The sequence below is a fragment of the Kribbella sp. VKM Ac-2566 genome (assembly GCF_004366005.1).
In the GTDB taxonomy this organism is placed as follows: domain Bacteria; phylum Actinomycetota; class Actinomycetes; order Propionibacteriales; family Kribbellaceae; genus Kribbella; species Kribbella pratensis.
Genome location: NZ_SODT01000008.1, coordinates 1,337,937 through 1,355,197, shown reverse-complemented (window position 1 = coordinate 1,355,197; position 17,261 = coordinate 1,337,937). Strand labels below are relative to the sequence as shown.

At 69.3% G+C, this 17,261-nt stretch carries 17 protein-coding genes; 3 read left to right on the top strand and 14 right to left on the bottom strand.

What is annotated here, in order from left to right; all coding sequences use genetic code 11:
• Nucleotides 1-195 precede the first annotated feature (195 nt).
• The gene (locus EV647_RS09390; RefSeq protein ID WP_134001018.1) at nucleotides 196-411 is read right to left on the bottom strand and encodes an antitoxin; all 216 of its coding nucleotides are present in this window, start codon (nucleotides 409-411) and stop codon (nucleotides 196-198) included.
• A 175-nt stretch (nucleotides 412-586) separates the two neighbouring features.
• Between EV647_RS09390 and EV647_RS09385 the strand changes: the two genes are divergently transcribed.
• A complete protein-coding gene (locus EV647_RS09385; RefSeq protein ID WP_134001016.1) occupies nucleotides 587-868 on the top strand; it encodes a hypothetical protein in 282 nt (93 codons plus the stop codon).
• Nucleotides 865-2,448 carry an amidase gene (locus EV647_RS09380; protein WP_134001014.1) on the top strand — a complete coding sequence of 528 codons (1,584 nt, stop codon included), beginning with the start codon at nucleotides 865-867 and terminating at the stop codon, nucleotides 2,446-2,448. The genes EV647_RS09385 and EV647_RS09380 overlap by 4 nt, the downstream gene beginning before the upstream one ends.
• A gap of 1 nt (nucleotide 2,449) precedes the next feature.
• Here the strand turns inward: EV647_RS09380 and EV647_RS09375 are convergent, their stop codons facing one another.
• From EV647_RS09375 to EV647_RS09330, 10 genes are all read right to left on the bottom strand, one after another.
• On the bottom strand, nucleotides 2,450-3,205 hold the full coding sequence (locus EV647_RS09375; RefSeq protein ID WP_134001011.1) for an isocitrate lyase/phosphoenolpyruvate mutase family protein: 756 nt from the start codon (nucleotides 3,203-3,205) through the stop codon (nucleotides 2,450-2,452).
• Entirely contained in the window at nucleotides 3,205-4,155 is a 951-nt protein-coding gene (locus EV647_RS09370; RefSeq protein ID WP_134001009.1) for a sigma-70 family RNA polymerase sigma factor, read from the bottom strand. Before EV647_RS09370 ends, EV647_RS09375 begins: the two co-directional genes overlap by 1 nt.
• Nucleotides 4,152-5,501, bottom strand: a complete 1,350-nt coding sequence (locus EV647_RS09365; RefSeq protein WP_238177113.1) for a DHA2 family efflux MFS transporter permease subunit — start codon at nucleotides 5,499-5,501, stop codon at nucleotides 4,152-4,154. The genes EV647_RS09370 and EV647_RS09365 overlap by 4 nt, the downstream gene beginning before the upstream one ends.
• A gap of 135 nt (nucleotides 5,502-5,636) precedes the next feature.
• Nucleotides 5,637-6,350: an anti-sigma factor domain-containing protein gene (locus tag EV647_RS09360; RefSeq protein ID WP_134001007.1), complete on the bottom strand. Its 714-nt coding sequence runs from the start codon at nucleotides 6,348-6,350 to the stop codon at nucleotides 5,637-5,639.
• Nucleotides 6,347-6,958, bottom strand: a complete 612-nt coding sequence (sigK, locus tag EV647_RS09355; RefSeq protein WP_238175237.1) for an ECF RNA polymerase sigma factor SigK — start codon at nucleotides 6,956-6,958, stop codon at nucleotides 6,347-6,349. The genes EV647_RS09360 and sigK overlap by 4 nt, the downstream gene beginning before the upstream one ends.
• A 2-nt stretch (nucleotides 6,959-6,960) precedes the next feature.
• Nucleotides 6,961-7,626, bottom strand: coding sequence for a fasciclin domain-containing protein (locus tag EV647_RS09350; protein ID WP_134001005.1), 666 nt, complete (start codon nucleotides 7,624-7,626; stop codon nucleotides 6,961-6,963).
• A gap of 67 nt (nucleotides 7,627-7,693) precedes the next feature.
• The gene (locus EV647_RS09345; RefSeq protein ID WP_134001003.1) at nucleotides 7,694-9,211 is read right to left on the bottom strand and encodes a molybdopterin-dependent oxidoreductase; all 1,518 of its coding nucleotides are present in this window, start codon (nucleotides 9,209-9,211) and stop codon (nucleotides 7,694-7,696) included.
• A 184-nt stretch (nucleotides 9,212-9,395) separates the two neighbouring features.
• Nucleotides 9,396-10,394 carry a hydroxyacid dehydrogenase gene (locus EV647_RS09340; RefSeq protein ID WP_134001001.1) on the bottom strand — a complete coding sequence of 333 codons (999 nt, stop codon included), beginning with the start codon at nucleotides 10,392-10,394 and terminating at the stop codon, nucleotides 9,396-9,398.
• A 9-nt stretch (nucleotides 10,395-10,403) separates the two neighbouring features.
• Nucleotides 10,404-11,594: an MFS transporter gene (locus tag EV647_RS09335; protein WP_134000999.1), complete on the bottom strand. Its 1,191-nt coding sequence runs from the start codon at nucleotides 11,592-11,594 to the stop codon at nucleotides 10,404-10,406.
• The gene (locus EV647_RS09330; RefSeq protein ID WP_134000997.1) at nucleotides 11,591-12,817 is read right to left on the bottom strand and encodes an MFS transporter; all 1,227 of its coding nucleotides are present in this window, start codon (nucleotides 12,815-12,817) and stop codon (nucleotides 11,591-11,593) included. Before EV647_RS09330 ends, EV647_RS09335 begins: the two co-directional genes overlap by 4 nt.
• A 227-nt stretch (nucleotides 12,818-13,044) precedes the next feature.
• On the opposite strand from EV647_RS09330, the gene EV647_RS09325 reads away from it, so the two are divergent.
• The gene (locus EV647_RS09325; RefSeq protein WP_134000995.1) at nucleotides 13,045-13,593 is read left to right on the top strand and encodes a helix-turn-helix domain-containing protein; all 549 of its coding nucleotides are present in this window, start codon (nucleotides 13,045-13,047) and stop codon (nucleotides 13,591-13,593) included.
• Nucleotides 13,594-13,674: 81 nt separating this feature from the next.
• Here EV647_RS09325 and EV647_RS09320 read toward each other — a convergent pair whose 3' ends face one another.
• From EV647_RS09320 to EV647_RS09310, 3 genes are all read right to left on the bottom strand, one after another.
• A complete protein-coding gene (locus EV647_RS09320) occupies nucleotides 13,675-14,124 on the bottom strand; it encodes a MarR family winged helix-turn-helix transcriptional regulator (protein WP_134000993.1) in 450 nt (149 codons plus the stop codon).
• A 48-nt stretch (nucleotides 14,125-14,172) separates the two neighbouring features.
• The gene (locus tag EV647_RS09315) at nucleotides 14,173-15,981 is read right to left on the bottom strand and encodes a bifunctional UDP-sugar hydrolase/5'-nucleotidase (protein WP_134000991.1); all 1,809 of its coding nucleotides are present in this window, start codon (nucleotides 15,979-15,981) and stop codon (nucleotides 14,173-14,175) included.
• A 122-nt stretch (nucleotides 15,982-16,103) separates the two neighbouring features.
• Nucleotides 16,104-17,261, bottom strand: coding sequence for an ROK family transcriptional regulator (locus EV647_RS09310; protein ID WP_134000989.1), 1,158 nt, complete (start codon nucleotides 17,259-17,261; stop codon nucleotides 16,104-16,106).

The following is a 17,261-nucleotide window of genomic DNA, read 5'->3' as shown; positions in this document are numbered from 1 at the left end:
GTGAGACGTACCCCTGTGGCCGTTTCTGACCACCAGCGACCACTTGGTAGCCGCCAGCATTCATCCGAAATCTCAGCCGGCCCTCAGGAAATTCGTTGCCCGCAGCATCGACCACCTTGTTCAAGCGTTCGCGGGCGCCGGGCAGACAGGCCGCTGGGCGGCCGCGGTGCGAACCACGGCCGCCTCAGGACTGGCTCAGGACTGGTCGTCCGGGATGTCGTCGTTCTGGCCGTCGAGGTTGTCCAGCTGGTCCTTGGCCATGTCGGTGCCCTGGTCGATCTTGTCGCCGTACTTGCCGCCGGTCTTCTCGTCGGCGAAGTCACCGGCCTTGTCCATGCCCTCGTTGACCTTGTCGCCGTGCTCGTCGACCAGGTCGCCGGCCTTGTCCTTCATGTTGTCGAACATGCCCATCGTGGTTTCCCCGTTCTCTCGATGGTTGCCTTCTACTACCGAACCGTCAGTACCCGATCGATCCGATCCCACACCACGGTGCGCCGCAACCTGGTGGTGATCCCCGCGAAACGTGCGGAGTAGTTGAAGATGACATAAAAGGCTGACAGGTTGCCGCCACGACCGGGAGGGACTCGTGAGTCTCAGTCAGCCCACCGACGCCGAGCTGAACGTGATGATCAGGGCGCGTCTGGCTTCCATCGGAATCGATCTCGAACAGTTGCCGGCCGGGAGCGCGCCGGATCCGGACACCGGGAGCCCGGGCCGCGATTCCGTGCTCGCCAGTCTGCGCGGATTCATGCGTACGACGGTGCTGCCGTTGAGCTCGTACACGTTCGCCGCGGACGCCCGGCTCGCTCAGCAGGCCGCGCCGCCGAAGCTGTACCCGTCCATCGACGTCGTCCGGGAGGCCCAATGAGCGCGCCGCAGGACAGCCAGGTCGACCGGCGATCGTTCCTCCACCGCGCGAGCGCACTGGTCGCCGCCACCGCAGTCGGCTCGGTAGCGCTGCCGGCCGTCGCGCACGCAGCTCCCGAGTCAAGCGGTACGGCGTCATTGGTCGACGTACCGGCGAGATCGGTGGACGTCAGCGAGCTCACGATCGCCGAAGCCGCCACGTTGATCCGCAAGGGCAAGTTGAAGCCCGAACAGTTGGTGGAAGCCCATCTGGACAGGATCAAGGCGTTCGACTCGGCGTACCAGGCGTTCAACCTGGTGCTCGCCGATGAGGCGCTGGCCCGGGCGCGGGCGCTCGGCCGGACCCGCGGCGGCGCACTGCACGGGATCCCGCTGGCGATCAAGGACAACTACTACACGCGGGGTGTCACCACGACGGCGAACTCGTACCTGTTCGCCGACTTCGTGCCGCCCTTCGACGCGACTGCCGTACGTCGGCTGACCGCGGCCGGCGGGATCGTCCTCGGCAAGACCCAGATGGGGCCGCTGGCCACCACTCGTGCGACCACGCCCGATGGCCGCATCACCACCGTGAACGCGTGGACGCCGAACGATCCCACCACTGACCCAGGTGGTTCGTCGTCCGGATCGGCGACCGCGGTCGCAGCCCGGCTCGCGACGTCGGCGGTCGGGACGCAGACCGGCGGCTCGATCACCGCACCGTCGAACGCCCAGAACCTGACCGGCTTGAAGCCGACGATGGGCCGGGTGTCGCTGCACGGCATCGTTCCGCTGAGCTACACCCGCGACCACCCGGGCCCGCTGGCGCGCGACGCGATGGACGCCGCGATCATGCTCACCGCAATGGCCGGCGAGGACCCGGAAGACCCAAGAACACAAGGACTTCCGCCCATACCAGACCTCGTTACGGCAGCGACACCGGTGCGACCGGGACGGGCCCGTTGGCGGACCCGGATCGGCGTGATCCCCGGGTTCGCCAGCGGTACGTCGGAGACCGCCGCCGCTCGTACGACGGCACTCGACGTCCTCGCCGGGATCGAGGGACTGTCGGTTGTCGACGTGACCATGCCCGACGAGTGGGACCTGCTCACGAACGCGGCCTTCAACAACGTGCGGCTGCCGGAGCGGAGCGAGCCGTTCCTCCCGATGCTGCAGTCGAACCTCCGCGGCTTCGGCGTGTCCGTGACGGGCTGGCTGCAGGGCGCGCTGCTGGGAGCCAACGAGTTCCTGATCGGCCAGCGCGCCAAGGTGGTGCTGCTGGAGCGGGTCCTCGAGGACCTGTTCGAGCAGTGCGACGTCGTGGTGCAGACGTCACCGACACCGTTCGACGCGCTCGGACTTCCCGAGTTGGCCCTGCCGATCGGGTTCAGCGCGAACGGCGTACCGATCGGCACGATCCTCGGTGGCAAGCCGTTCGGCGAGGACCGCCTCCTCTCTGTCGCAGCCGCCTACCAGTCCGTCACCGACTGGCACCATCGCCGCCCCGCGGATCCGACCGCAGCCCGCGCCGCTCTACGGTCCGCCGAAAAGCAGGACCGCGGCCGAATCCACGCCGAGGAGGTTCCCGACCTCATGCAGTGAGTCAGAGCGCGAACGGATTGTGGTCCACGGCGATCGCGGGCAGGAGCGTGTCGGCGAACTTCGCGTACAGGTGCCGCTGGAACATCGGGCCGAAGGTGACCCGGGCGACACCGCGCGCCGCGTAGTCCGCGACCGAGTTCGCGCCCTGCCCGTAGCCGACGTTCACCGGACCGTCGAGCTGCGTGGTGAGCGTGGAGATCAGGTCCAGGTCGCCGACGCCGATCGGGTACACGCAGTCGGCGCCGGCGGCCAGATAGCGGTTCCCGCGGTCGAGGGCGGTCGCCAGTTGTTCGTCCGCCGTACCGTCCTTGCGGATGAACACGTCGATCCGGGCGTTGATCACCAGCGCGTCACCGGCCGCGGCACGGACCGCGGCCAGGAAGTCCGCCTGCTCACCGGCGTCGATCATCGACCCGGTCGCCGGGTCGGAGTCTTCCAGGTTGAGCCCGACGGCGCCGGTCGCGAGGAAGCGTTCCACGAGCTCGCCCGGAGCGAGCCGGTACCCGCGTTCGAAGTCGACCGTGACCGGGACGGACACGGACTGGGCGATCCGCGCCGCACCCGCCAGTACGTCGTCGACGGGCGCGTGCTCGCCGTCGTCGTACCCGAGGACAGCGGCCGTCGCGTTGCTGCTGGTCGCGACCGCGGCGAAGCCGGCTTTCTCGACCATCCGGGCCGAGGCGGCGTCCCACGCGTTCGGTACGACGAGGGGCGTGCCGGGAACGTGCAGTTCCCGCAGAGTGGTTGCCAAGGACATCAAGATCTCCCATGGATCAGGGGCAGCCCGAAGGCTGGGAACAAAGCAGGTTGGTGGAACGCGAGCACGGCCGAGATCGCGTCCTTCGTGTACGTCAGCACCTTGATCGAATGCGCGTGGAACAGATCGTCCGTGCCGCGGATGTAGAGCGCGAAGGCCGGCTGGCCGTTCGCCGACGTCTCGACCAGCACCCGTCGGCCCGGACCCGGGCGCAGCTTCGAGTCGAGCAACCGCAGTACGTCGGAACGCCCGCTGAACCAGGTCGGGATCGGCGGCATCTCCCACCGCGCATCCTCGCTGAACAGCCCTTCCAGTACGACGAGATCCTTGCTCTCCATCGCCGCCTGGAACTGGTCGAGCAACGCTCGCCGCAACGGTTCGTGCGGCTCGCTCAATTCGTCCTCACGCGGCCGCAACCGCGCGAGCTCGGCCCGTGCGCGCTGCAGCGAACTGTTCACCGCGGCGGTCGTGGTGTCGAGCAACGAGGCGACGTCCGCGGCCGGCCACGTGAGCACCTCGCGCAGGATCAGTACGGCGCGTTGCCGCGGCGGAAGGTGCTGCATCGCCGCGACCATCGCCAGCCGCAGGCTCGCGCGATCGCCGACCACCGTGGCCGGGTCGGCCCCGAGCAACTGATCCGGGAACGGCTCCAGCCACGGCACCTCCAGGGCCTGGGCGTGCAGCTCGTCGGGATCGTTGCCCGGGGCACCCAGCGTCGACGGGACGACCCGCCGGCTGCTGTGCTGCAGGAGGTTCAGGCACACGTTCGTGGCGATCCGGTACAACCACGTCCGGACCGACGAACGGTGCTCGAAGTCCGCGTGACCACGCCAGGCGCGCAGGTACGTCTCCTGGACCGCGTCCTCGGCGTCGTGCAGCGAGCCGAGCATCCGGTAGCAGTGCGCGACCAGCTCGCCCCGATGCTGCGCGAACTCCTCCTCGAGATTCATCCGACTCCTTCTGCCACCTTCGCCACCACGGGCTCGCCGGTACGACGGCGGGCCGCGATCGCCAGCCCCGAGAGGGCCGCGATCAACGACAGTACGCCGCAACCCGCGAGGGCCCGGCCGAAGCCGTGGCCGGTGTAGCCGCCGGCCGCCGTGAAGACCGAGCCGAGGACGGCGACCCCGGCCGCGCCGCCGATCTGCCGGTTCATGCTGTAGATCCCGGACGCGATCCCGACCGCCTCCCGGGGCAGCGCCGCCATCGCCGCACTCTGCGCCGCGGGCATCGCGAGCGAGATCCCGCACCCGGTGACGACCAGCGGCACGACCAGTTCCCAGTAGTGGTCCGCGCCGCGGCTGACCCAGAACATGCCGGCGGTCTGCAGCGCCATACCGATGACGACCAGCGGTCGCTCACCGACGCGGTCGACCAGCCGGCCGGCGATCGGGCCGACGATGAACAGCGTCGCGGTCCACGGCAGCAGTTGCAGACCCGCCTTGAACGGCGCCGATCCGAGCACGACCTGCATGTACTGCGACAGGAAGAAGACCGCGCTGAACAACGCCGCGCTGAGGAAGAACCCGGCCGAGTTCGCCGCGGTGAACGTCCGGTTCCGGAAGAACTCCAGCGGCACCATTGCATGGTCCGTCCGCCGCTCCCACCACGCGAACGCCGCCAGCATCACGACCCCGATCGCGAAAGCACCCAGTACTTCGGCACTCGCCCAGCCGGCCGACTCACCGCGCACCGTGCCCCAGACCAGGCCCAGTACGGCGAGACTGATCAACACCGCGCCGACCAGGTCCAGGCGTCGCGCCGGGCCGGTGCTCTCTTGGATCTTCGTCAGCACCAACGCGATCGCGACCGCGCCGATCGGCACGTTGATCCAGAAAATCCACTGCCACGACAGTCCCTCGGTGACTGCGCCGCCGATCAGCGGCCCACCGAGTACGGCGATCCCGGTCACGCCGCTGAACACGCCGATCGCCTGGCCGCGCCGCTCCGGCGGGAACGCCGCCCCGAGCAGGCTCATCGCCAACGGCATCACCATCGCCGCGCCGACGCCCTGCACGGCCCGGGCCGCGATCAGGAACGGCAGCGTCGTGGCCAACGCGCACCCCACCGACGCGGCGGTGAAGAGCGCCAAACCGGCGGCAAAGGTACGGCGCCGGCCCAGACGGTCGCCGATCGCGGCGGCCGTCATCAGAAGCATCGCAAAACTCAGTCCATAGGCGTTGACCGTCCATTCCAGCTGCTCGGCCGTTGCGCCGAGGTCACCGCGGATCGTCGTCAGCGCCGCCGCCACCACGAGAGCGTCCAGCGCCACCATGACCGACCCGAGGGAGGCCAAGCCCAAAACCCATCGTTGTTCTCTAGTCACACCTGTACAGACCAGCGAGACCACCCGAACTCATCGGTCCGATGAGTACGAGTTTTCAGCGCCCGGGGCGGGACTCGATCTGGATGAGCGTTTGCCGGCCGGCCACTAGGTCAGCGGTATCAGTGCCGCTGCCGGGAGCGTCGGCTTGGGGGAGCCGCCGTCGGGCTCGACAGTCAGACCGAACGCCTTCATCCCGGCGGTCGAACCGTTGATCACCTCGGTGAGATCCCCGGCCGCAAGGCCGACCGAGTGGGCGGTCTGCCCGGGGTCGATCATCCACAGCTGGTAGGTCCGGTCCGCGGGAAGCTTGGGCAGATCCCGCAGTACGACGACCGACTTGTCGGCCTTCGCCGACACGACGACCGTGGCCTGCCCGCCGCCCTGGACCGCCCCGTGAACGGTCCGCGCGTCGGGCTGCGAGAGAACGGCGGCCATCTGCCGGTTGGCCTGCTCCGCTGCGGTTCGATCCTGGTACTGGTCGATCGCGATCCCGCCACTGACGGCGACCACAGCCGCCGCGGCCGCCAGCGCCAGAACCGATCGACGGCCGAACCGCCGGCGTACGGCGGTCTGCTCGTGAACGACCGGGGGGAGTTGGCGGACGTTCTCGATCGCGGACATCACGTTCGCCTTGAGCGCGGGAGGCGGCGGAGTGGCGACCTGGGTCGCCAGCTTCACCGCGGCAGCACGCAACTCGTCGACCTCGGTAGTGCAGAAGGTGCATTCCGCGAGGTGGGCCTCGAATCGGACCCGCTCGTCGTCCGGCAGCGCGTCCAGCACGTAGGGGCCGGTGAGGGTGTGTACGTCGGGTTCCGTCATCGCGCCTGCCCCTTCGTGGATCCGAGGCAGTCGCGGAGGCGGATCAGGCCGTCGCGCATTCTCGCTTTGATGGTCGGAAGCTTGGCCCCGAGTTGCTGGGCGACCTCGGGGTAGGTGTAGCCGTTGTAGTACGCGAGCTCGATGGATTCACGTTGCAGCTCGGTCAGCGAGCCGAGGCATCGCCGTACCTGCTCTGCTTCGAGCCGGGTGGTGACGGTGTCGGCCACCTGGTCGAAAGCGACGTCCGCGGACCGTGCGCCGACCTGCTCGGTTCGGTCGGCGGCGGCCTGCTCGGAGCGCACCCGGTCGACCGCGCGGCGGTGCGCGATCGTGAGGATCCAGGAGTGCGCGGAGCCGCGGTCGGCGTCGTACCGGGTCGCGGTGCGCCAGACGTCGAGCATGACCTCCTGGGTCACCTCTTCGGACTGAGCCGGGTTGCGGAGGATCCGGCGTACCAGCCCGAACACCCACGGCGCGACCCGGTCGTAGAGGGCGCTGAACGCGGCCGTGTCACCGGTCGCGGTCAGCATCAACAGGTCGCCGTCCGCGACCGCACCGGATCGCGAGTGCGATCCGGCGGGCCAAGGCAACGCGGTTGGTTCGTTCACGGTCAGCTTGCCGGGGGCATCAGAACGGAGTCGATGAGGTACACCGTAGCGTTCGCGGTCTTCACGCCGCCGCAGATCACGTTGGCGCCGTTCACCTTCAGGCTGTCGGCCGAGCCGCTCACGGTGACGTCCTGCTTCTCGACGGTCGGGTGCTTGCCGACGACCGCCATCGGGTCGAGCTGCCCGGGTACGACGTGGTAGGTGAGGATCTTGGTCAGCAGCGCGTCGTTCGTCTTCAGCGTGTTCACGGTCGCCGCGGGGACCTTCGCGAACGCGGCGTCGACCGGCGCGAAGACGGTGAATTCGCCGCCGTTCAGCGTGGAGACCAGGTCGACCTTCGGGTTCAGCTTGCCCGAGACGGCCGCGACCAGGGTCTTGAGCAGGGGGTTACCGGACGCGGCGGTGGCCAGCGGTGCGGCCGCCATACCGTCGATCGAGCCGGCGCCCGAGGGGTTGGCCTTCGCGTAGTCGGCGCAGCCCGGTCCGACCAGTCCGCCGGCCGTGTCGCTCGTCGACGGCGTGGTGCTGGTCGCAGGTGCGCTGCTGCTCGTGCTGGTCGTCGTACTGCTGGAGGCGCTGCTGTCGTCGCCACCCCCACAAGCGGATGCGGTCATTGCGAGGGCCAGCGCGCTGAGGGCGATTCCGGCGCGGGTGAGGTGCTTGGTCATGACTCGATCTCTTCCTTGAGGAGGTTGTTGACGGGAGTACTTCGGAGCCGTTCGGCGGCCGGATGGGTCACTCGACCATCACGACCGTGTTGTGCAGGCCGCTCGAGCCGTTCGGCCGCGGCGATGCCTGCCGATCGGTCTGCAGCCCGCCGGTCGCGTCGGTCGCGCGGACGGTGAGTTTGTGGGTGCCGGGGGTGGCGTTCCAGCGGAACGTCCACTGCCGCCAGGTGTCCGGGCCGTCGACGGGTGCCAGCCGGGCCGGTTGCCACGGGCCGTCGTCGACCTGGACCTCGACCTTGCTGATGCCGCGGCGCTGCGCCCACGCGACCCCGGCGGCGACCGCGGGTCCGGCCTTCACGGTCGCGAATCCCTTCGGTACGTCGATGCGCGAGGACGTCTTGATCGGTGCCTCGACGGACCAGCCGCGGTCGGTCCAGTACGCACTGAAGTCCCGGAACCTGGTGACCTCGAAGTCGACGATCCACTTGGTCGCGGACACGTACCCGTACAGGCCGGGGAGGACCATCCGCACCGGGAAGCCGTGCTCGAACGGCAGCGGTTCGCCGTTCATCGCGAGCGCGAGGATCGCGTCCCGTCCGTCGGTGAGCGCCGCGAGTGGGGTGCCGATGGTGAGCCCGTCGACGCTGGTCGACTTCACCGCGTCAGCCCCTTGCCGTACGCCGACTTCGCGCAGGAGATCCGCGACCGGTACGCCGATCCAGCGGGCGTTGCCGGTGTAAGGACCACCGACCTCGTTGGACACGCACGTCAGGGTGATGTCGCGCTCGATCAGCCGTCGTTCGAGTAACTGGTCGAACGAGAGCCGGAGCTCTTTGTCGACAAGTCCGTGGATCCGCAACTCCCAGTCCCGCGGGTCGATCCGCGGCACCTGGAGCAGCGTGTCCACGCGGTAGAACTTGGCGTTCGGTGTCGTGAACGGGCTTATGCCGGGAACGTCGAGACTGGCCTGCAACGGTCCCGCGGCGTCGGTCGGCCGAGGCACGCGAACCCGTGCCCGCAGCTCCTGCCCGGACCCACCCGCAAACCGAGCAGCACCAGCAGCCCCGGCCCCGACTACGGCCAACGCCGAAACGGTGAGCAAGAACCTCCGCCGATCAAACCCGTCCGGCTGCTCGGCATCGCCCGGCTCCCGCGCTGGGCCGGCGTGTGTGACCAGGGCCATCGCCAGCACCGCGAGCACCAACGTGACCGTTGCCGGCAGCAACCGGTCGACCGTGCTGGCGGCGGACGACCGGCTCACGATCGCGAACACCAACCCCACCAGCCCCAGCCCGCCCGCGATCGCGGCCGCCGTCCGCCGGTGCCCGCGCGCGCCGATCCATCCGGCGACGGCGGCCACGATCACGAGCGTCACGCAGATGCCGACGCGCAGCAGCGGACGGTCGGCCGTACCGAGGCTCCGGACCGCCCAGTCCTTGACCGGGCCGGGGGACCGGTCGATGACCTGTACGCCGACCGCGTCGACCGGCCACGGTCCGCCGGTCAGGCCCGCGACGAGATATCCGGCCGCGAGCGCCGTACCGGCTGCGACCACACCACCTAATGCCCCGAGTGCCCTGTGCATGCCAGGGGTTCGGCGCCGACGAGGCTCCGGATGGTTCGACGTGCACGACCGTTGGGCGTCCGGGTGTGCAGAAGGACAGGTAGTGCACCGGTGAGACGCTGTACGCTCGGACCCGGCCACGGTCAGGTGCACTAGGGGCGGACCTAGTACCTCCTGTTCTTATGCACACGAGCGAGCCGTTGTGCTAGGCCATCTGGCGTAGGGCTGTCTCCGTCAGTTCGTACTGGAGGGGGCGGCCGGTGGCGTGGCGTTCGATTTCGTTGACCGTGATCTGGCCCATCCCGAAGTAGCACTCGACGGTGGCGGCGGCCTGGTGGGGTGTCAGGAAAACGTTCGGGAGTGCGCGGAACGGGTCGTCGGGTGGGAGCGGCTCCTCGTCGAAGACGTCCAGGGCGGCGTCGATCCGGCCGCTGCGGAGTTCGTCGAGCAACGCGTCGGTGTCGACCAGCCACGAGCGGGCAGTGTTGACGAGGGACGCGCCGTCGGGCATCAGCGCGAGTTCGCGGGCGCCGATCAGGTGGTGCGTCTCGGGCAGCGTCGGCGCGTGCAGGGCGACGACCCGGCTGGTGCGGAGCAGGTCGTCGAGCGAGGTACGACGTACGCCGAGCTCCGCAGTACGCTCGTCCGTGAGGTACGGGTCGTAGACGACAACTTCCGCGGCCCGAAGCGCGACGAGCATCCGGATGTATTCGACGCCGGTCCGCGATGCGCCCACGACACCGATCCGCGATGCCGTCAGCCCATGCTGCGCTGGTACGTCGTCCCGCCATGCTCCATCGCGCATCGCGTGATCGAAGCGCTGAATGCGATGCAGCAGGCTCAACGTGAACGCGAGCGACACCTCGGCCACCGGCTCCGCCATCGCCTGCCCCGCTTGCGTGATCCGCAAGCCGCGCCGGAACACCTCCTCGGTGACGAAGTGCTTCACCGACGACGCACTGTGCGCGATCAACCGCAACCGGTCCGCGTGATCCAACACCGCCGCGGTCAGCGGCGTCGCTCCCCACGATGTGATCAGTACGTCGGTCCCGGGCAACGCCGCCGTCAACGCCTGAGCATCGCCGGGATCATCCAGTACGACGAGGTCCCCGAGCGCCTCCAGCCGCGCCGTACTCTCCGGCGCGAACACCATCTCCCGGTACGCCGGCGTCGCCGCCAGCACCACCCGCAGCTTTTCGGCCATGACCGAATACTAGGGTCTGGAAACGATCAGATGCAGGACCAGTGTGGCCGCGAGGACGACGGCGGCGAGGCCGAGGAGGCCGGACGGCGCGGTCCCGGCGGTCAGGGCGATGCCGCCGACGGCGCTGCCGAACGCGGAACCGAGCGAGATCGCGCTGCCGTTGAGGGCCATCACGATCGCGGCGGACTCCGGGGCGATGCCGCCGAGCCGAACCTGCTGCGGTACGGCCGCGCCGCCGTTGCCGGCGCCCTGGAAGAAGAACCAGCTCACGCCGACCACCGCGAGCGCGGTGGCCGAGGTGAGCAGCAGGCCGGCCAGGCCGAGAACCGAGTTCAGCAGCAGGACGATCAGGACGACGGTGAGTACGCGCGGTGCCGGGAAGCGGTCCGCCAGCCGGCCCGTGATCGCGTTGCCCAGCGCACTGGCGACGCCGTACCCGAACATGATCGCGATGATCATCCAACCGGCCCGGAAGGACGGGCCGAGGATCAGGACGGCGTAGGTGAAGCAGGTGAAGCTGCCGGCAAGGATGCCGCTCGTGACGAGCAGGGAGCCGAGTAGCCGGGGTTGGCCGAGTGGGCGAAGCTGATCGGTGAGCCGACCGGCCGGAAGCTGCCGACGAGGGAGGCCACGCAGGATCCCGGTCAGGGCGATCGTTCCCATCACGGCGACCAGGATCATCGGGTAGCGCCAGCTCGACTGCCCGATCACGAGGCCGACCGGTACGCCGAGGGCCGTCGCGGTCAGCAACCCGCCGAGCACGAACGACAACGCCTTCCCGCGGTGCCGGACCGGCGTCACAGCGATCACGTAACCGCTGACGGCCGCGTTCAGCAGGCAGGCGCCGAGCGCCGCCAGCACCCGCCCGGCGAACGCGATCGGGTACGTCGTCGCGAGGCCGACGACCAGGTTGCCGAGCACGAAGACCGCCAGCGCCGTGGCGATCGTCGTACGGCGCTCCCACCGAGAGGTCACCGTTCCGAGGACCGGCCCGGCGAAGGCCGCGGTCAGCGCGAACGCGGACATCAACTGGCCCGCGGCCGCCACGCTGACGTGCAGGTCCGCGGCGATGGGGGGCAGCAACCCGGTCAGAACGTATCCGTCGATTCCCATCGAGAACGTTGCCACGGCCAGCCAGACCAGAGGCCGGTACGAGAACTCCTGCTCCTCAACCGTGTCAGCGGCGCAGGTGTCCGTCACTTGGCGGCGGCTTTTGCGGCGGCGGAGGAGCGCGCCACGAGGAGGTGCAGCCCGACGGTGATCGTCAGGATGACGGCCGAGACGCCGAGCAACCCGTTCGGTGCGGCGCCCGCGGTCAGTGCGACACCGCCCAGGCCACTGCCGAGGGCCGACCCCAGCGAGATCGCGCTGCCGTTCAGTGCCATCACGATCGCCGCGGAGTCCGGTGCCATCGACGCCAGTCGCGCCTGCTGCGGAACAGCTCCGCCGCCGTTGCCGACGCCGGCCGAGAAGAACCAGACCAGGCCCCAGACGGCGGCCACCACGGCCGGGGCGAACATCAGCGCGATCATGCCGAGGACCGCGTTCAGCAGCAGCCCGACCAGTACGACGGTCAGCACCCGGAGCGCGGTGAACCTGTCGACCAGGCGGCCCGTCACCGCATTGCCGGCCATGCTCGAGACGCCGTACCCGAACATGATCAGGATCATCGCCCACTCGGCGTGGAAGTGCGGTCCGAGGATCAGCGTCGCGTACGTGAAGCAGGCGTAGCTGCTGCACAGGATGCCCGTGGTGACGAGCAGCCCCGCGACCAGCCGTGGCTGGCCGAGCGGGCGGAGGCGTTCGACGAGGGTGCCGCCGGGCAGATGCAGCTGCGGAAGCCGGAGCAGGATGCCGACCAGTGCGATCGTGCCGACCACCGCGACCAGGATCATCGGGAACCGCCACGAAGACTGCCCGAGCACCAGGCCGACAGGTACGCCGAGCGCGGTCGCGGTCATCCAGCCGCCGAGCACGAACGACAACGCCTTGCCGTGGTGCTCGGACGGAGTCAGTGCGATCACGTACCCGGTGACGGCGGCGTTCAGCAGACTGCCGCCGAGCGCCGCGATGACGCGGCCGCTGAGCGCGACCGGGTAGTTGGTAGCGATCGCGACGACCACGTTGCCGAGCACGAACACACCCAGTGACAAGACGATCGTCGTACGGCGTTCCCACCGTGACGTGAGCGTGCCGAGTACGGGACCGGCCAGCGCGGCGGTGAACGCGAACACCGACATCAGCTGACCGGCGGCCGCCGGGGTGACCTCGAGGTCGCCGGCGATCTGCGGCAGCAGGCCGGCCAGCACGTACCCGTCGATACCCATCGAGAACGTGGCGACCGCAAGCCAGATGAACGGGCGGTACGAGAAGCCCGAGACGCCCTGCCCCTCCGCCGCATCGGCGGGTCGCGTTTCCGTCACACAGCTATCTCACCGCGAGCGGAGGCCTCGCGGCAAGGGCAAATTGATCACTTGTGCCAGAAGTGACGATTTCAGGTGCAACTCCGATCACATTTACGGAGAGTGATTTCCATAGTCGCCCGACGTGCATCAATTCATCGCTGTGCGTGTCACAATGCAACAGAGCCTCTGGCCCCGGACCCGTGTCGTTCGCTCCCAAAGACACCGCGGAGCTGGGGAGGACTGCTATGGGTGAGAAGGAACTGGTCAAGGAGTTCCGGACCCGGCTGACCGATCTGCTCGGCGAGCCGTTGATGGTCGAAGATCCACTGGTCACCACCGCACAGGCCGCGCTCCTGCTGGAAGTTCCGCCACAGCGCGTCGCCGGGCTGATCCGGGCGGGGCACCTGCCGGCGCGATCCCGTGCGCACCGCCGCCTGCTGCTGTCGGACGTCGTACGGTCGGGCCTCGACGACTGGATGTCGGTCGCGGAGGCCGGCGCCGTACTGGGCCTCGGCCAGACCGGCGTACGGCGGCTGATCGCGGCCGGACTGCTGACGGCGCACGGCAAAGAGCTGCCGCTGCGGCGCGACGACGTGGACGTCCTCGCCCGCCTGCGCGAGGGATGGTTGACCGTGTGGTCCGCCGCGACCGCGCTCGAGGCGGATGTCGACGAGGTCCAGCGGATGCTCCGCACCGGTCAGCTCACGCACACCTGCGACGTGGCCCGCCCGGTGTACCGCCACGAAGTCGCCGCCGTACTGGCCAGACGCCTGCCCGCGGCGCTGGAGGCCTGACGCGCTGGGTGGTCTGATGCGCTGGTTGCCGCTGACCAGGTGCATGGCCAGGTTGGGGTTGAAGGTGCCGGCCGGGATGCCTCAGTTCGCGGCGAGTTTTTCGGTGGAGGTGTGGCCGGCCTCGGCGCAGCGGTGCAGGAAGCCGGCGATCAGGTCCAGCTCGTCCTCGGAGTAGTCGGCGCAGATCTTGTCGACCGCGCCGTTCATCCCGCGGTACACCTGGTAGACCGCCGCCGTCCGCTCCTTGACGACGCTGACAGTCACGCGCCGGCGGTCGGCCTGGTCGCGGTCACGGACGATCCAGCCGCCGCGCTCGAGCCGGTCGAGGATCCCGGTCATCGTGGCCGGATGGATGCCGGCCCGCCGGGCCAGGGCGCTCGGTGTGAGCGCCCCGTCCCTGGCGAGCACGTCCAGGCAGTCCAGCTCGGCGTCCTTGAGGGACAACTGCGAGCCGACCTGGTGGTTCAGCAGCGCGAGCTGGATGCGCAGGTCACGCAGCGCGGTCCTGATCACGGCTGTGCGCTTCGGCATACTTCCGCTCTCGTATCATCCGGGTTTCAGATCATCTCGAACGGCAGCCTAACTCACCGGACGCGCGCGACCGAGCGGTGCGGGCGTGAGTACCGGGTGCGCGCGCAGGTACGCGATGAACCCCTCGTGGTCGCGGTCGTTGCGGACGGGATCGGTGAACCCGGCGAAGACCGTCGTACCGTCGCCGCCGATCAAGGTGTAGGCGAGCGCGGCGACACGGTAGTCCCGGTTCAGGTCCAGCGGCTTCCCGTCGATCTGCACGGACGCGGGATCGACGCGCTGACCGATCGGCTTGGTCGTGTCGTAGGTGTAGCTGACGTTCTGCGACACCGCGAACGGAGCAAACTTCTCGGTGCCTCCTGGCTGCGGCACCCACTGCGCCTCGAAGGCAGCGTGCAGTTGGGTGCCCGGCAGCGTGACCGTCAGGATCGGGTTGCCGTACCCGAAGGCGCCCCAGGCCTCGCCGAACAGCACGGTGCCGTCCACATCTGACGGATTGCTGCCCTTGGCAAACAACAGGTCACCGGTCACCGCGTTCGACCCGGAGACCGGCTTGACCGAGATCAGGGCCAGGTCGGCGCGCCCGTCGGGATGCTGGTTCGCGTCCCAGTAGGCGAAGTCCGCGGCCAGGTTGCCCATCGTGCTCTCGCCGGATGCGTTCGGCGTACGGGTGAAGTCGGCCGTGACCCGGGCGAGCGGCGTGGCGTACCGCTTCTTGCCCTGCGCGGCCCAGTAGTCGGCGATGTACTGGAGCTCCTCGTCGAGCGGTACGTCGCGGGTGTTGGCGTGGTTGGTCGACCGGGTGAGCTCCCGGATGACCTCGCCGGTGCGCGGGTCGAGCTTGAGGTTGATCTCGTTGATCAGCGAGCCGTGGTTGCCGGCTTCCACGACCGGCCGCGGTACGCCGTTCGGGTCCGGAACCATCATGTTGAACCGGCAGTGCCAGTGTCCGGTCACGATCGCGGCGATGTCCGGCGAGGCGTTCGCGGCCAACTGGAACACCGGCCCGGACGGGTTCGTCCCCGCGTTGTAGTCGTTTCCGGCGACGCCGCCGTCGTGGATGTTGATGACGATCGCGTTGACGCCGCGCTTCTTGAGCTGCGCGGCCAGCTTGTTCGCCTGCTCCAGGTCGGACAGGGACCGCAGTCCGGGCTGGTACGACGTGGATCCCACCTCGGAACCCACCAGCGTCAGGTGGATGAACGCGATCGGCAGCTTCCGCCCGTGGCCGGCGTCGACCCATTCGATGTTGTACGGCGGCACGATCGTCCGGCCGGTGTCCGCGTGCACGATGTTCGCGGTGTAGAAGCGGAAGTTCGCGCCCTGGAAGCGCTGCCCGGTCGAGTCGACGAAGTTGTCGTCGCGTCCGCTCACCGGGTAGGGCTTGCCGCGTTCCATGTGGTCGACGAGGAAGTCGACCGAGTGGTCGAGCTCGTGGTTGCCGACGGTGCTGAACTGCAGGCCGAGCGCGTTCAGCGCCTCGATGGTCGGCTCGTTGGCGTGGGCATCGACCTCGAACGGCCAGCCGTTGAAGTTGTCACCGGACGAGAAGAAGATCGAGTTCCGCTGCCCCTCGCGCAGCCGCTTCAGGTGTGTGGCCAGGTACCCGACGCCGCCGACGGTCACCTGAACGCCGCCCGCGCCGGTGATCACGCTGCCCTGGCTGGGCGTTGTCGGCTGCAGGTATCCGTGGAAGTCGGTGATGTTCAGCAGCTGTACGTCGACGTACTCCGAGGCCCCGGATGAGTCATTGTCGAGCGCGTGCGAAGTGGCGTAGGCGACGTCGCCGACCGCGGTCGCGGTGGCGATCGCGCCGGTGGTGGTCAGGAACGTCCGGCGGCGGATCCGACTGTTCACGGGCAACCTGCTTCCTGGCGAAGGGGTGCGCGTTAGTGCGCATTATTGCCTCTTTCCGACATTATTAGCTGCCGGACGGGACATGCGTCAACGGCCCGGTGAACAATCGGCCAACCTGAAAGTCAGAGGCTCCGGGCCGACAGCTGGGGGAGCGGGCCGCGGCTCGGGCTCAGCAGGCGCGTGTTGATCGCGTCCTGCGCGAGGCTGGCCGCGCCGAGGGCGACGCACAGGGCGCCGAGGGACGATGCGTGCAACTCCGGGACGCGCGGGCAGAGGCGGTCGAGCTCGGCCGCCAGCGGTTCGAGCAGTACGTCGGCAGCCTGGGAGAACGCCCCGCCGAGGACGAGCAGCCGCGGGTCGACGATCGCGATCGCCGTCGCGGCGGCGACTGCCATGGCGCGCGCGTACTTCCGTACGGCGGCTCGCGCCGCCCGGTCCCCGTCCCGCGCCGCCGCGAAGGCGCGTTCGGCCTTGTCCACCGTGGGAATCTCCACCGGTACGACGTCGTGCAGGTACTCGAGTGCCGCCTCCCAGGCGACACCGCGGAGCGCGGACATGTCGGCCGCCGCGCCGAACGCACCCCGCCGCAACTGCCCGTCGAGCACCAGAGCCAACCCCGTACGCCGTCCCGCGTGCAGAAACACCATGTCTGCCGAGTGATCCGCGCCTCCGCGACGCTGCTCGGCCAGAGCCGCGAGCTGACTGTCGTTGTCGACGACAACAAGTCGCGCCTTGAAATGCCCAGCCAGATCGGTGCCGCCCCAGTCCGGGATCGCATTGGCCCGTACGACGGTGCCCGCAGCATCAACCAACCCCGTCGTACCCGCGCCGACGGCCCAGACGCGTGCCTCGGGCACGCCGGCCTCCCGCGCGCAGTCGGCGATCACCCGGTCGGCCGTCGCCAGCCGCTGCTTTCGTGGTGTCTCCGGAGTCACCGAGCGCCGCGCGTTCGCGAGCATCCGCCCGTCGAGGTCGGTGAGCACTCCACGCACCGAGAACGCGCCGATGTCCAGCCCCGCGACGTACCCCGCCTCTGCGCGAAACCGGTAGCTGCGCGCCGGCCGCCCGCGCCCGCGGATCGCCGGACTCTCCTCGATCAGCCAGCGCCGCGTCACGAGGCTCGACAGCACCTCTTCGACCGCCGTCCGCCCGAGCCCGCTCTGCTCCACGATCTGGGCAACCCGCAACTCCCCGGCAGCCCGCACCGAAGCCAGCACCGCCCGCTCGTTGAGCTGCCGCAACCGCGAGTGATCGCCACCGTCCACCGCCGAGGACCCCAT